We start from the raw sequence: 12882 nt of genomic DNA on the forward strand, positions 1-12882 counted from the left end.
TCATTCGGCCTTGCGTACGATGCGAGCAAACACGCCCTGCGGCGCAGGCAAAGGGGTGTTTTGCAGCAATCTTGCAGCCACTTTGCTTGCAGAAAGCGTGCGGTCTGCTTCCGAAATGCCTAGTTGATCGAGCAGGCGCGCCGCTGATGCCGGGACGAAGGCCAGCATGGGGATGGCCAGACGCCGAACCGTGTCCGCCGTAACATAGAGTACCGTCGCCATCCTCTCCGGATCGGTCTTCTTCAGCGCCCAGGGCTCCTGCCCGGCGAAGTAGTTGTTGGCCGAGCTCAGCGCCGCGATGATCGCGCCACTGGCTTCATGCACCAGCTGCTCGTCCATCGCCTTTTGCGCTGCCTCGATCGCTGCGGTGACCTCGGCGATGATCGCCTCATCAGCCTCGGTCAGCGGACCGGGCGTCGGCACCTTGGCGTCGCAGTTCTTGTTGATCATCGACAGCGAGCGCTGCGCCAGATTGCCAAGGTTGTTGGCCAGGTCGGCATTGACCCGCAGCGTCAGCTTGTCGTCGCTATAGTCGCCGTCATTGCCGAAGGAGACTTCGCGCAACAGGAAGTAGCGCAGCGCGTCGGCGCCGAACTGCTCCACCAGCGCGAACGGGTCGATCACATTGCCGACCGACTTGCTCATTTTCTGGCCGTCGACGGTGAGGAAGCCATGCGCAAAGACGCGGTGCTGCACCTCGATGCCGGCGCTCATCAGGAAGGCGGGCCAATAGACCGTGTGGAAGCGGATGATGTCCTTGCCGATGACATGCAGGTCCGCCGGCCAGAACTTCTTGAACAGCTCACTAGCTTCATCGGGGAAGCCGACGCCGGTGATGTAATTGGTCAGAGCATCGACCCAGACATACATCACATGGCCTTCGGCGCCGGGCACCGGAATGCCCCAGTCGAAGGTGGTGCGGGAAATGGAGAGATCCTGCAGCCCGCCCTTCACGAAAGAAATGATCTCGTTGCGGCGTTCTTTCGGCGCGATGAAATCGGGATTGCTCTCATAGAGGTCGAGCAGCTTCTGCTGATAGGCCGAAAGGCGGAAGAAATAGGTCGGTTCCTCGACCCAGTTCACCTCGGCGCCGGTCGGGGCAAATTTCTTGCCGTCCTTCTCGGTCAGCTCGTCTTCGTCGAAATAGGCCTCGTCGCGCACCGAATACCAGCCCTTGTAAGTGGACTGGAAAATGTCGCCATTATTGTTGGCGGCCATCTTGTTCCAGATCGCCTGGCTGGCCTCGTGATGGCGCTGCTCGGTGGTGCGGATGAAATCGTCATTGGAGACGTTCAGCGCTTCGGCAAGCCGGCGGAAATCGGCCGAATGGCGGTCGGCCAGCTCGCGTGGCGTGACGCCCTGCGCCGCCGCCGTCTGCACCATCTTGATGCCATGCTCGTCGGTGCCGGTGAGGAAATACACCTCGCGGCCCTCCAGCCGCTTCCAGCGGGCGATGGCGTCGGTCGCGATCATCTCATAGGCATGCCCGATATGGGGCGCGCCATTGGGGTAGGAGATCGCGGTCGTGACGTAGAACGGCTTGGAGGTCATAGGGGCTCGGCTGAAACTGTCGTGGCTACATGCTTCCTGATCGCATCGAAAATGGCGATCAGCGTCTGCTTCATGTCGAGACTGATGCTGTCGGCCTCGGCGAAAAGGGCGTGTGCCTTGTCCCATAGCTCGTTGGCAGAGGCAAGACGCCTGCGAGCGCCCGGCTGCATGGCAGCATTCCGGGCCTCCTCGGCCAACCAGTCATCCAGCATTTCCCGCGCAAAAGTCAGCTCTGTGCTCTGCCGCTCCGACCCCAGCGTTTCTGCCAAGGCAATAGCCACACCCGCCGGCTGTCCCGCTGGATTGCTCAGCCAGGCCTGCAGCGCGCCAAGCGCCGAATCCGCCTCCAGCGCCAAAGTCTCGAAAGCCCGTCGCGGGCGACCACCGGCCAGCGCAATGGCGCGATCCACCTCGTTGCGCCCCAGCGCCGGATCATGGTCCAGCAGCACGCCGCGCACATCCTCATCGCCCACCGGCCGTAGCGCCAGATTGTGGCAGCGCGACTTGATGGTCGGCAGCAATTGCCCCGGCCGATGCGAGATCAGCAAAAAGATCGTCTCCGGCGGCGGCTCTTCCAGCGTCTTGAGCAGCGCATTGGCGGCCGATGGATTGCAGTAATCGATGGCATCGATGATCGCCACGCGATAGCCCGAGCGGCCCCGCGTATGGTGCAGGCTGTCGCGCAGCTCACGCACATCCTCCACCCGGATCACCGTATAAAAGCTCTTGGCGTCCTTGGGCCGGCGCCGGAGGAGAAAGAGGTTCGGATGCGACAAAGCCGCAATCTGCTCCTCGACGCGATGCCCCTCTTCGTCGCCGGTCTGGGTCAGGATGGCCGCGGCCAGCTCAAAGGCAAACGTTGCCTTGCCGATGCCCTGCGGTCCATGCAGCAGGATGGCGCCCGGCAGCCGGCGCTCGGCGAGTTGCTGGAGAATAGGCGCCCGCACCCGCTCATGCCCGCGCGCCAATTGGCGCCGCTCGGGCGGCAGCACGTCTTCAAGGGCATCGGGATCGATCACGCCGCTGTGCCAGCCAGCAGTTCGGGAAACCGCCCGCTGACCGCCTCCCAGATCGCCGCCTCCAGCGCCTCTTCGGCTTGCGCCGCCGAAATCACCACGCAGCGCTCCGGATTGGCTTTGGCAATCGCCAGGAAGCCGTCGCGCAGCTTGTGGTGCCACTCGATCTCCTCCTTCTCGAAGCGATCGCCCGTCACCTGCAGTCCGTCTTCGACGGCCCGCTCCGCTACCCGCTTGAAGGCCGCATCGGGATCCATGTCGAGCACGATGGTCAGGTCCGGCACATGGCCGTCCAGCGCCAGGCTTTCGAGGCCCGCGATCAGCTTCTCATTCACGCCGCCGGTCAGCCCCTGATAGGCCCGCGTCGAATCGTGAAACCGGTCTGACAGCACCCAGGTGCCATTGCGCAGGTTGGGCGCGATCAACTGGTTGACGTGGTCGAGCCGCGCCGCCGCAAACAGCACCGCTTCGGCGCCCGGCCCCCAGCTTTCCGACCGCCCCTGCAGGATGAAGGAGCGGATCGCCTCGGCCTTGGGCGTGCCACCCGGCTCGCGCGTGCGGATCGCCTCGATGGAATGCCGCTGCAGGTTATGCAGCAGGCGCTTCACCTGGGTGGATTTGCCCACGCCTTCGCCACCCTCAAAGGTGATGAAACGGGCGCGGCTGGTTTTGGGCACATCGAGCATGGCTTCGTCTTATACGAGTCAGATTGGCAGGAACAGACGGCTGCGACGCGTGACCCGATGCGTTTTAGCGCAACCCGCGATCAGGGTATCCAGCCCAGGGCCAGCTGCTTCAGTGCATCGGTGGCTTTGCGGGTGATGCCGCCATCTTCAATGGTTTCCGCGGCAAACAGCGGCGCAACCTGCACCAATTGGTCATCGCAGAACACGCGCAATTCGGCGACCTGGTCGCCCTGCAGCACCGGCGGCATCAGCGGCCCGGTATAGCTGACCGAAGCGCTGAGGCATTTGCGCGAGCCTTTCGGCAGGTACAGCGCCACCTCGCCGTCTCCGACGAGGCCCACGCTGCCGCTGGTTCCGCCATAGACATTGGCATAGGCCACCACATCGCCCGCCGCATAGGCCGAGACCCGCTCGAAAGCCCGCGCGCCCCAGGTAATGAGCTTGCGTCCCTCTTCGGTGCGCTGCGCCATGGACGTCAGCCCATGCACCACGGCAATCAACCTTCGCCCGCCATCATCGGTCGAAATCACCGATCCGTAACCGGCCGATTCCGTATGCCCGGTCTTGAGTCCGTCGACGCCAATACCCAGCTCGACCAGCGAATTGCGGTTGGGCTGCTTGATGCCGTTCCACTCCATCTCCGGCTCGGAGAAATAGTGGTAATAATCGGGGAATTCGCGGATCAGGTAGCGCGCCAGATCGGCCAGATCGCGCGCCGTCACATGCATTTCCGGGTCCGGCAGGCCGGTCGGATTGGTGAAATGGGAATCCGTCAGCCCAATCTCTTCGGCCAACTCGTTCATCATCGCGGCAAAACTGCCTTCCGAGCCGGCAATGCCTTCGGCCAGGATAATCGCCGCATCATTGCCCGACTGGATGATCACCGAGCGGATCAGGTTCTCGACGCTGATCTGCGAGTTGAGATCGGCAAACATTGTCGAGCCGCCCGAGGTGGCGCCACCAGTGCGCCAGGCATGTTCGGAAACGAAGAATTCGTCGCTCATCTTGACCCGGCCATCGCGCAATTCGTGGAACACCACGGCGATGGTCATGAGCTTGGCCATGCTGGCCGGCTCCATTGGCAGGTCGGCATCCTTCTGGAAGATCACCGTGCCGCTCTGTTCATCCATCAGGATGGCGAACTTGGCCTGGGTGTCGAATTGCGCCTGCGCCATGGCCGGCGCGGTCAGCGCCAGCGTGATCGCCAGAATGTGCCAGAACCGCGCCACGTCGCCCTCCCGATGCCGACTGCCAGACTAGTTGAGTTTTATGTCATTCAGTCCGAGTTCGCGAGCCAGATCGAGAACATCAATGCGTGATACGCCGGGCTTGAGATAGGTCATCCGCAGCCGCGTTGCGTCACGGCCGGCCATGGTCACCGGCTCTTCGGCGACCGAACCAAGAATGGCGAACTGTTCGGTCAGCGCGATGGCATTGTCTTGGTCGGCAAACACGCCCAGCGTCAGGTCGATCTTGCGCGCATCGGCATCCACCGACTGCACCCAGTCGGCCAGCGCCGGCGACTGCGTCGCCATGGCATTGACCGCCGCATGGGCGCTGCCCACAGCGACGTCGGCCTTTTGACCATCTGCATAAGAGAACAATCCGCCAAAGAAATTGCCGGCAATATCGGCCAGGCTATTGGTGCTGTCATTATAAGCAAACTGGGTTTCGCTGGCATAGGCCGGGCCGGAATAGCTCGCCACCAGCATGCGGGTATCGTCACCTTCGAGCGGCGCCGGACCGACATATTGCGCGCTGATCTGCGCATGCCCCGAATTCACATAGCCGAGCATTTCGGCGGCGCGATGCGACAGGTCCATGATGCGGCCGGGCATGTAGGGACCACGATCATTGACGCGGACGATCACCGAGCGGCCATTGGCCTGGTTGGTGACGCGAACATAAGAGGGCAGCGGCAGCGTCGGATGCGCGCCAGTGATGGCATTGGCCGAAAAGATTTCGCCATTGGCGGTGCGGCGGCCATGGAAATCCGAGCCATACCAGGAGGCTTCGCCGCTGGCGGCATAATCGGGCTGTTCGGCCGGCGTATAGACCTTGCCGCGCACCGTATAGGGCTTGCCGACCTGATAGCGGCCGCCACCCTTGGGCGGATTGGGATTATTGGTGACCCGCGGCGAAACGCCGACGCCATATTCGGAAGACGAAAATGCACTGCGCTTGACCGTTGCACCGAGCCCGCCACCACAGGCGGCGATCATCGGGGCGATCAATGACGCCAGGGCGACAAGGCGGATGGCTTTACGCCAAGGGGTCGTCGTCACGATACGCAAACTCTACGCTGGTCACACTACGAGCGCAGATCATAACGCGATCGAGAAACACTCGCCCCCAAAAGACCCATTTCTGGTTTCAGCGAAGTTAAGGCGAACAGATTGTTAGCGGTGCCGACGGCATTTGATGCCAATGCGGCGCGGATTTGCCCGAGAAAGCCGTATTGGGCCGGTTACCCTATCACCGTCTCGACCATGCGCAGCCAATTGCCCAGCGCGATCTTGCCGACCAGTTCCTGACCATAGCCCTTGTCGAGCAGCGCCTGCAGCAGTTTGGGCACCCCGGTCACATCGCCGATCGGCGCCGGCATCTGCGCGCCATCGAAATCGCTGCCCAGCGCCACGCCATCCTCGCCCAGCGCCTCCACCAGCGCATCGACATGGCGCACCATCAACTCGATCTCGGTATCCACGGTGAACTTGCCATCCGGCCGCAGGAAGCCGGTGGCAAAGTTCAGCCCGACCATGCCGCCCGTGTCGCGGATTGCTGCCAGCTGCCAATCCACCAGATTGCGCGCATGCGGGCAGATGGCATGCACATTGGAATGCGTCGCCACCAGCGGATGCGTGCTGACCGCCGCCACATCGCGGAAGCCGGCGGCATTGAGATGGCTGAGATCGATCATGACGCCCAGCTGGTTGCAGACCCGCACCAATTCCTTGCCGGCCTCGCTCAGGCCCGGCCCGATATCGGGATCCATATTGTGGCGGAACGGCACGCCGGTACCAAAGGCATTGGCCCGGCTCCAGGTGATGCCAATCGACCGCAGCCCGGCGGCATAAAGCACATCCAGCGAGCGGAAGTCGGTGTCGATCGCCTCGGCACCTTCGATATGGAAAATCGCGGCGAGCTGGGCCTCAGCCATGGCCGCGCGGATCTCCGCCGCCGTACGACACACCGCCAGCGCCCCGGCCCGCTCCAGCCGGAACAGCACCGAAGCCATGCCATTCGTGGACGCCAGCGCATCAGCGACCGCCAGCTCCGGCGGCAATTCCGGGCTCAGCCCCGGACTATTGGCAACCGCTGCCAGATTGCTCTTCAGCGGCGGCGGAAACATCGCAAAAAACCCGCCCGCCATGCCGGCCGCCTTGGCCCGCGGCAGGTCGATATGGCCCGTCCCATTGCCCTTGATGAACAGCCCCTCCTGATCCCCCGGCGCCTCGGCCAGGCGCAGCAGGGTGTCATTGTGGCCGTCGAAGAAGGGAATGGTCATGAGGTCGTCCGGGAATCAGCAAATTGTCCAAAGCCTAGCATCAAGTGAGCGGTCATTTGGCAAACGCCCCCCGATCCCCTACATATCGCTCAACATGACCACCAAAAAACCAACAAAACCACGCAACACGTCCGGCCCGCGCCGCGCGACATCGCCGCGCGCCGACACGCTTCCCACCCGCGAACAGCTGCTCGCAGCCCTCGCCGAGCAGTCCGACATCAAGGGCAAGCGCGACCTGGCAAAAGTCTTCGGCATTCGCGGCGACATGCGGCGCCCCTTCAAGGCCATGCTGGCCGAGCTGGAAGGCGATGGCGTCATCACCCGCACCCGTAAAGCTCTGCGCCGCACCGCCGCCCTGCCCCATGTCACCGTGCTCGATATCCCGACCGATGCCGATCCCGACAACATGCATGCCTATCCGGCGCAGTGGAACGAGGAGGAAGGCGACAAGCCCCGCGTCACGGTGATCGCCGGCCGCGACGCTCGCGTCGTTCCGGCCCCGGGTGATCGTATCCTTGCCCGCATCGATGCCGGCGAGGACGAGATCCCGAACTACACCGCCAAGCCAATGAAGATCCTCGACAAGCCGCGCCGCGGCCAGATCGGCATCGTGCGCATGGATGACGATGGCGCCCGCCTGATCCCGGTCGATCGCAAGCAGAAGGAAATGCGCATCCCGCTCGGCGACCTGCTCGACGCCAGCGACGGCGATCTGGTGGAAGTGGAGGTCAAGCTCTCCGGCCGCCTGATGATCCCGCGCGCCAAGGTGACCAAGGTCATCGGCAATCCGCTGTCGGAAGGCGCCGTCAGCCTGATCGCCATCCACAGTCTCGAAATCCCCTATCACTTCCCCGCCTCGGTCATTCGCGAGGCCGAGGAAGCCAGGGAAGCCACGCTGAAGGGCCGCGAGGATTGGCGCGGCCTGCCGCTGATCACCATCGACCCCTTCGACGCCAAGGACCATGACGACGCCGTCTATGCCCAGGCCGATGAAGACCCAGCCAATCCGGGCGGCCATGTCGTCTATGTCGCCATCGCCGATGTTGCCGCCTATGTCCGTCCCGGCACGGCGCTGGACCGCGAAGCATACCTCCGTGGCAATTCGGTCTATTTCCCCGACCGCGTCGTCCCCATGCTGCCCGAGCGCATTTCCAACGAGCTCTGCTCGCTGAAAGAAGGCGAGCCGCGCGCTGCCTTGGCCGTCCGCATGGTCATGGGCTCCGATGGCAAGAAGAAGAGCCACAGCTTCCATCGCGTGCTGATGCGCTCGGCCGCAAAGCTCAGCTACCAGCAGGCGCAGGCCGCCATTGATGGGAAGGCCGACGACAAGACCGGCCCGATCCTCGATCCGATCCTGCGGCCCCTCTACGCCGCCTATGACGCCATGGCCTCAGCCCGCGACGTGCGTGGCCCGCTCGATCTCGACCTGCCCGAGCGCAAGATCGTCCTCGACGACAAGGGCATGGTGAAGGACATCCGCATCCCGGAACGCCTCGACGCCCACCGCCTCATCGAAGAGATGATGATTGCGGCAAACGTCGCCGCGGCTGAAACGCTCGAAGCCAAGCGTTCACCCCTGCTCTATCGCGTCCATGATGAGCCCTCGTCCGAAAAGCTGCAGGCCCTGCGCGACTTCCTCGGCTCGCTCGATATCGCCATCAAGAAGTCCGACTCGGTCCGGGCCAGCGACTTCAATGGCATCCTCCGCCAGGCCCGCAAGGCCGGCAATGTGGAACAGGTGTCCGAAATGGTGCTGCGCAGCCAAGCGCAGGCCGTCTACGACAATGAAAACCTCGGCCATTTCGGTCTCAACCTCGATCGCTATGCCCATTTCACCTCACCGATCCGCCGCTATGCCGATTTGATCGTCCACCGGGCGCTGGTCTCAGCGCTTGGCCTCGGCGATGACGGCATGACCGAAAACGAGGGCCTGCGCCTCGCCGGCATCGCCCAGCACATTTCCTCAACCGAACGCCGCGCCATGAGCGCCGAGCGTGAAACGGCCGATCGTCTGCTGGCGCAATTCCTCGCGGCCCAGATCGGCGCCCGCTTCGAGGGCCGCATTGCCGGCGTCACCCGCTCGGGTCTCTTCGTCCGCCTGCTTGAGACCGGCGCTGATGGCTTTATCCCGGCCTCGACCCTCGGCCAGGATTTCTACCGCTATGTCGAAGAGCAGCAGGCGATGATCGGCGACCGCACGGGCGAGAAATTCGCCCTCGGCGATCGCGTAACCGTCCGGTTGCTTGAAGCCGCGCCCGTCGCCGGTGCGCTGCGGTTTGAACTCCTGTCGGAAGGCTCACGCGGCAATCCGTCATCTGGTCGTCGCAACCAGAAGCGCCCATCTAGGAGTTACGGTCCCAAGGGCCGAACAAAGAGGTGATGCGGATGGGTACCAAGAGTCTCGAAGAACGCAGCGTCGGCCAGGCCATCTGGCGTGGCACCCTGTGCAAGTGCCCGCATTGCGGCAAGGGCAGCATGTTCCGCGCCTATCTCAAGGTGGCGGACGAATGCCATGTCTGCGGCGAGCAGCTCAACTTGCACCGCGCCGACGACTTCCCGCCCTATATCGCCATCACCATTGTCGGCCACATCCTGATCCTCGCCATGATGCACATGGAAATGGTCTGGCACGTCAATCCGCTGACCTATCTCTACACCATGGTCCCGCTGGCCGTGATCATGCCGCTGGCCATGCTGCCCTCCATCAAGGGCGCCATCGTCGGGCTACAATGGGCGAACCACATGTATGGCTTCGGCACCGGCCAGGTGGATTGATCTTCCTTACCTCTCCCTCTGTGGGAGAGGTCGATCCTTTTGGGTGGGGTGAGGGGCCGCCCTCATCCCGCGAGAGACAAGTCTTCAAGCCCGGCTGAACCGCACCGCCGCCCAGCCACCTTCTAGCTCGGCATGCTCACCCGCCAGCCAACCCGCCGAAGCCAGGGCTCCCGCTCCTGCCCCATCAGCCAGAGCCTCCTCGCCCTTGGGCCTTGCCAGCCACAGCGTCCCGTCCGCCGGCAGTTTCTCCACCACCTGCCCGACAAACGCTTCCGCTTCGACCGCAGTCCGGCAGAATGCCACTACGGCCTCGAATGCATCGCTCAGGTGCACCGGCTCCACCTCCGCTCCTGCGGTTATCCCATGCGCTATATCCTGTGGTACATTGATGAGCACCACGCGGGTCCCGGCCTGCAGTTGTAGTGTCTTGAGCAGATTGGCAGCTTCCGTCATCTCACGCCTTTCGGTTTACGCGTTTAGCTTGACAACTGCCGCCAAATCCGTAGGTTGCGCCCAAATTCAAAGCGCTGCGATTTCGCGGCGCCTTATTATTTGTCGAGGATAGACCATGGCTAAAGCCGCTTCCGTCAAGATCAAGCTCGTGTCGACGGCTGATACTGGCTATTACTACGTCACCAAGAAGAACGCCCGCACCCAGACCGAGAAGCTTTCGTACAACAAGTACGACCCGGTAGTGCGCAAGCACGTCGAGTTCAAGGAAGCCAAGATCAAGTAATCTGGCGCCTGCTCGGTATCGAGACACAAAAGCCCCGCATCCATGATGCGGGGCTTTTTGCTGCCCATATCGCCATCTGGTGACGGTTTGGTTCCCCAAGTGTGAAACCACAGGGCTTGAAAATGCGGGGATATTTTTCACTGAGGGAATGAGTGGCTGGTCCGGAGCGGCATGTCGAAGAGGCCACTCTGTCCGCATCCGGACCAACCGCCCCACGGGACTCAGGAGTTGCGGCGGACCTGAGAGAGCCGTAGGGAACCAAAAAGAACTGTCCTGAAATGAAACAGTTCTCGTGTGGTTGCAACCTACGCCTCGGCCCGGAAAACTCAAGGATTTCCGGCGCCTTCAGGCTTGCAATGCTTTGTTAATTATAACGGATAACCCTAACGCTGCCGATTGCGCAGCATAATCAAGCCGCGTCGAACACCACGCGATTGCGGCCTTCGCGCTTGGCCCGATACAGCGCCACGTCAGCCCGCTTGATCAGCGACTCCGGCGTATCAGACGCATTTTCGTTGAGCGTCACCCCGGCCGATACCGTCACCGCCAGCGGCCGTCCGGCATTAACCTCAAAAATCCGTTCCGAAATCGACTGCCGCACCCGCTCCGCCACCAGTTCGGCCTGCGCATAATCGGTATCGGGCATCAGTACGACAAACTCTTCCCCGCCGAATCTGCAAGCAAGATCAACGCCCCGGATGTTGCGCTTGAGCCGTGCCGCGAATTCCTTGAGCACTGCGTCACCGATGTCATGGCCATAGGTGTCATTGACCGACTTGAAGTGGTCGATGTCCAGAATCATCAGCGCCATGTCGCGCTCTTGGCTCTGCGCCTTGCCCAGCATGACCCCGAGATGGCGGTCGAAATAGCGCCGGTTGTAGAGCCCGGTCATGTCGTCGGTCACGGCCAAGGCCATGGTATTGCTGACGCTTTGGCGCAGCTCCATGGCATAGCGCTGCCGGCGGATCTGGGTCCGCACGCGAGCTGCAAGCTCATTGCGCTCCACCGGCCGCGAGATGAAATCATTGACGCCTAGGTCCAGCGCCCGCACCACGCGCGGCTTGTCTGCCTCGTCGGCGACCAGGATGATCGGCAGGTTGCGCGTATGTTCGAGCGTCCTGATCTGCGAGCAAACCCGCAGCGGATCAAAGTCGGTCAGCGACATCGCCACCAGCGCCAATTCATAATGCTTGCCAGTCACCTGGAACACCGCATCGGCTGGCTGCGTCAGGATATCCACGTCATGCTCGGGCGTGAGATACTGCGCGATACGCTCGCCGTGGCGCTGATCGGTATCGACAATCAGAATGGAGCCGCCGGTCGTGTTGATCTTGTCCATCTGCCGAATGGCGTCTTCGATGGCAATCTGTTGCCCGGTCACGGCGCGGGCGCGGAGTTCGTCGGTCAGCGACTTCAAGCGAGCCAGACTTTTGACGCGCGCCATCAGTTGCACGTCGTCCACCGGCTTGGTCAAAAAATCATCCGCACCGGCATCGAGACCATTCACCCGGTCGGATGGCTGGTCGAGCGCGGTGATCATCACCACCGGCACATGCTGGGTGCGGGGATTGGCCTTGATGCGACGGCAGGCCTCGAAGCCATCCATATCCGGCATCATGACATCGAGCAGCACGATGTCGACGTCGGAAGTCTCCATGATTTCAAGGGCTTGCGGGCCGGACGAGGCCGTTACGACGTCATAGTACTCCGCCGATAACCGCGCTTCGAGCAGCCGCACATTGGTAGGAATATCGTCAACGATCAATACGCGTGCGGTCACTCTGCAGCCCCGAAGCTATGCGCTCGCCAATGGCGTCCCTTCCATTGGCATCAAGCCACCGATCAAGCAGCAGAGCTGCGATCAGGCCGGGCCAATATAGCGGGCAATAGTTTCCAGAAAGTGAGGCACCGAGATCGGTTTACTGATGTAACCCTCACAGCCGCCTTGTAAAATTCTCTCTTCATCGCCCTTCATGGCGAAGGCCGTGACGGCGATCACCGGGATATGGGCGAGGTCATCATCGTCCTTGAGCCACTTGGTCACCACCAGGCCCGAAACCTCCGGCAACTGGATATCCATCAGGATCAGGTCGGGGCGATGGGCGCGGGCAAGATCGAGCGCTTCCATCCCGTTGCGGGTCTGGATGACGGCATAACCACGCGATTCCAGCAGATCATTGAAGAGCTTCATGTTGAGCTCATTGTCCTCAACGATCATCACAGTCTTGGGCATTTGTCCTTCTCCGCGTCGCCGGGACGCTGGCGGCGCTTCGCATTACCGCACCATTCAGGTAGCATCGAATCTCTTACAAAACACAAATGAGGCCCGCAGTGCCGCGTTCTGAACGAGCCGAACCATCCGTTTCTCCGCTGGCCGAGTCTTGCCTCGGCTATCTGGCGGAGCACCCGGAGGAGCTGCTCGCGTTCATGCACTATGCCGGTCTCGATCCCGATGCCTTGCGCCGCTCCGTCGGCACCCCAGCCCTTCAGCGTGGGCTTATCGACTATTTTGCCTCAAACGAACCGATTCTGCTCGCTTTCTGCGCCAATGCCGGCCTGTCGCCCGAACAGTTCATGCGCGTCTGGCACAAGCTCAATCCGGCGGGGTAG

At 62.3% G+C, this 12882-nt stretch carries 13 protein-coding genes; 4 read left to right on the top strand and 9 right to left on the bottom strand.

Annotated features, from left to right (window positions below):
* The 6 genes from metG to BM045_RS16285 form a co-directional block, all read right to left on the bottom strand.
* On the bottom strand, positions 1–1551 hold the full coding sequence (gene metG / locus BM045_RS16260) for a methionine--tRNA ligase (RefSeq protein ID WP_092185150.1): 1551 nt from the start codon (positions 1549–1551) through the stop codon (positions 1–3).
* On the bottom strand, positions 1548–2570 hold the full coding sequence (locus tag BM045_RS16265) for an AAA family ATPase (protein WP_170848548.1): 1023 nt from the start codon (positions 2568–2570) through the stop codon (positions 1548–1550). The genes metG and BM045_RS16265 overlap by 4 nt, the downstream gene beginning before the upstream one ends.
* On the bottom strand, positions 2567–3253 hold the full coding sequence (gene tmk / locus BM045_RS16270) for a dTMP kinase (RefSeq protein ID WP_092185152.1): 687 nt from the start codon (positions 3251–3253) through the stop codon (positions 2567–2569). The genes BM045_RS16265 and tmk overlap by 4 nt, the downstream gene beginning before the upstream one ends.
* An 80-nt stretch (positions 3254–3333) precedes the next feature.
* A complete protein-coding gene (locus BM045_RS16275) occupies positions 3334–4482 on the bottom strand; it encodes a D-alanyl-D-alanine carboxypeptidase family protein (RefSeq protein WP_244523026.1) in 1149 nt (382 codons plus the stop codon).
* Positions 4483–4509: 27 nt separating this feature from the next.
* Positions 4510–5538 (bottom strand): septal ring lytic transglycosylase RlpA family protein, encoded by a 1029-nt coding sequence (locus BM045_RS19325; protein WP_280139479.1) that lies wholly within the window; start codon positions 5536–5538, stop codon positions 4510–4512.
* A 182-nt stretch (positions 5539–5720) separates the two neighbouring features.
* Positions 5721–6761, bottom strand: a complete 1041-nt coding sequence (locus tag BM045_RS16285) for a dipeptidase (RefSeq protein WP_092185154.1) — start codon at positions 6759–6761, stop codon at positions 5721–5723.
* Between the two features lie 94 nt (positions 6762–6855).
* On the opposite strand from BM045_RS16285, the gene rnr reads away from it, so the two are divergent.
* The gene (rnr, locus tag BM045_RS16290) at positions 6856–9141 is read left to right on the top strand and encodes a ribonuclease R (protein ID WP_092185155.1); all 2286 of its coding nucleotides are present in this window, start codon (positions 6856–6858) and stop codon (positions 9139–9141) included.
* Between the two features lie 5 nt (positions 9142–9146).
* Positions 9147–9536 (top strand): DUF983 domain-containing protein, encoded by a 390-nt coding sequence (locus BM045_RS16295; protein WP_244523027.1) that lies wholly within the window; start codon positions 9147–9149, stop codon positions 9534–9536.
* An 84-nt stretch (positions 9537–9620) separates the two neighbouring features.
* Here the strand turns inward: BM045_RS16295 and BM045_RS16300 are convergent, their stop codons facing one another.
* Complete coding sequence (locus tag BM045_RS16300; RefSeq protein WP_092185156.1) at positions 9621–9989, bottom strand: hypothetical protein; 369 nt, start codon at positions 9987–9989, stop codon at positions 9621–9623.
* 115 nt (positions 9990–10104) lie between these two features.
* On the opposite strand from BM045_RS16300, the gene rpmG reads away from it, so the two are divergent.
* On the top strand, positions 10105–10272 hold the full coding sequence (gene rpmG / locus BM045_RS16305) for a 50S ribosomal protein L33 (protein WP_056233989.1): 168 nt from the start codon (positions 10105–10107) through the stop codon (positions 10270–10272).
* 409 nt (positions 10273–10681) lie between these two features.
* Here the strand turns inward: rpmG and BM045_RS16310 are convergent, their stop codons facing one another.
* Both BM045_RS16310 and BM045_RS16315 read right to left on the bottom strand, forming a co-directional pair.
* Positions 10682–12052 carry a PleD family two-component system response regulator gene (locus tag BM045_RS16310; protein WP_092185157.1) on the bottom strand — a complete coding sequence of 457 codons (1371 nt, stop codon included), beginning with the start codon at positions 12050–12052 and terminating at the stop codon, positions 10682–10684.
* Positions 12053–12133: 81 nt separating this feature from the next.
* Entirely contained in the window at positions 12134–12505 is a 372-nt protein-coding gene (locus BM045_RS16315; protein ID WP_046170152.1) for a response regulator, read from the bottom strand.
* Between the two features lie 86 nt (positions 12506–12591).
* Between BM045_RS16315 and BM045_RS19330 the strand changes: the two genes are divergently transcribed.
* Complete coding sequence (locus BM045_RS19330) at positions 12592–12882, top strand: DUF3572 family protein (RefSeq protein ID WP_092185158.1); 291 nt, start codon at positions 12592–12594, stop codon at positions 12880–12882.

The organism is Devosia sp. YR412 (assembly GCF_900110945.1).
Taxonomy (GTDB): domain Bacteria; phylum Pseudomonadota; class Alphaproteobacteria; order Rhizobiales; family Devosiaceae; genus Devosia.

Excerpts from the sequence above, each read along its gene's own strand:
- BM045_RS16285 (WP_092185154.1), bottom strand. The coding sequence starts at position 6,761 with ATGACCATTCCCTTCTTCGACGGCCACAATGACACCCTGCTGCGCCTG.
- tmk (WP_092185152.1), bottom strand. The coding sequence starts at position 3,253 with ATGCTCGATGTGCCCAAAACCAGCCGCGCCCGTTTCATCACCTTTGAG.
- BM045_RS16300 (WP_092185156.1), bottom strand. The coding sequence starts at position 9,989 with ATGACGGAAGCTGCCAATCTGCTCAAGACACTACAACTGCAGGCCGGG.
- rnr (WP_092185155.1), top strand. The coding sequence starts at position 6,856 with ATGACCACCAAAAAACCAACAAAACCACGCAACACGTCCGGCCCGCGC.
- metG (WP_092185150.1), bottom strand. The coding sequence starts at position 1,551 with ATGACCTCCAAGCCGTTCTACGTCACGACCGCGATCTCCTACCCCAAT.
- BM045_RS16315 (WP_046170152.1), bottom strand. The coding sequence starts at position 12,505 with ATGCCCAAGACTGTGATGATCGTTGAGGACAATGAGCTCAACATGAAG.
- BM045_RS16295 (WP_244523027.1), top strand. The coding sequence starts at position 9,147 with ATGGGTACCAAGAGTCTCGAAGAACGCAGCGTCGGCCAGGCCATCTGG.
- rpmG (WP_056233989.1), top strand. The coding sequence starts at position 10,105 with ATGGCTAAAGCCGCTTCCGTCAAGATCAAGCTCGTGTCGACGGCTGAT.
- BM045_RS19330 (WP_092185158.1), top strand. The coding sequence starts at position 12,592 with ATGAGGCCCGCAGTGCCGCGTTCTGAACGAGCCGAACCATCCGTTTCT.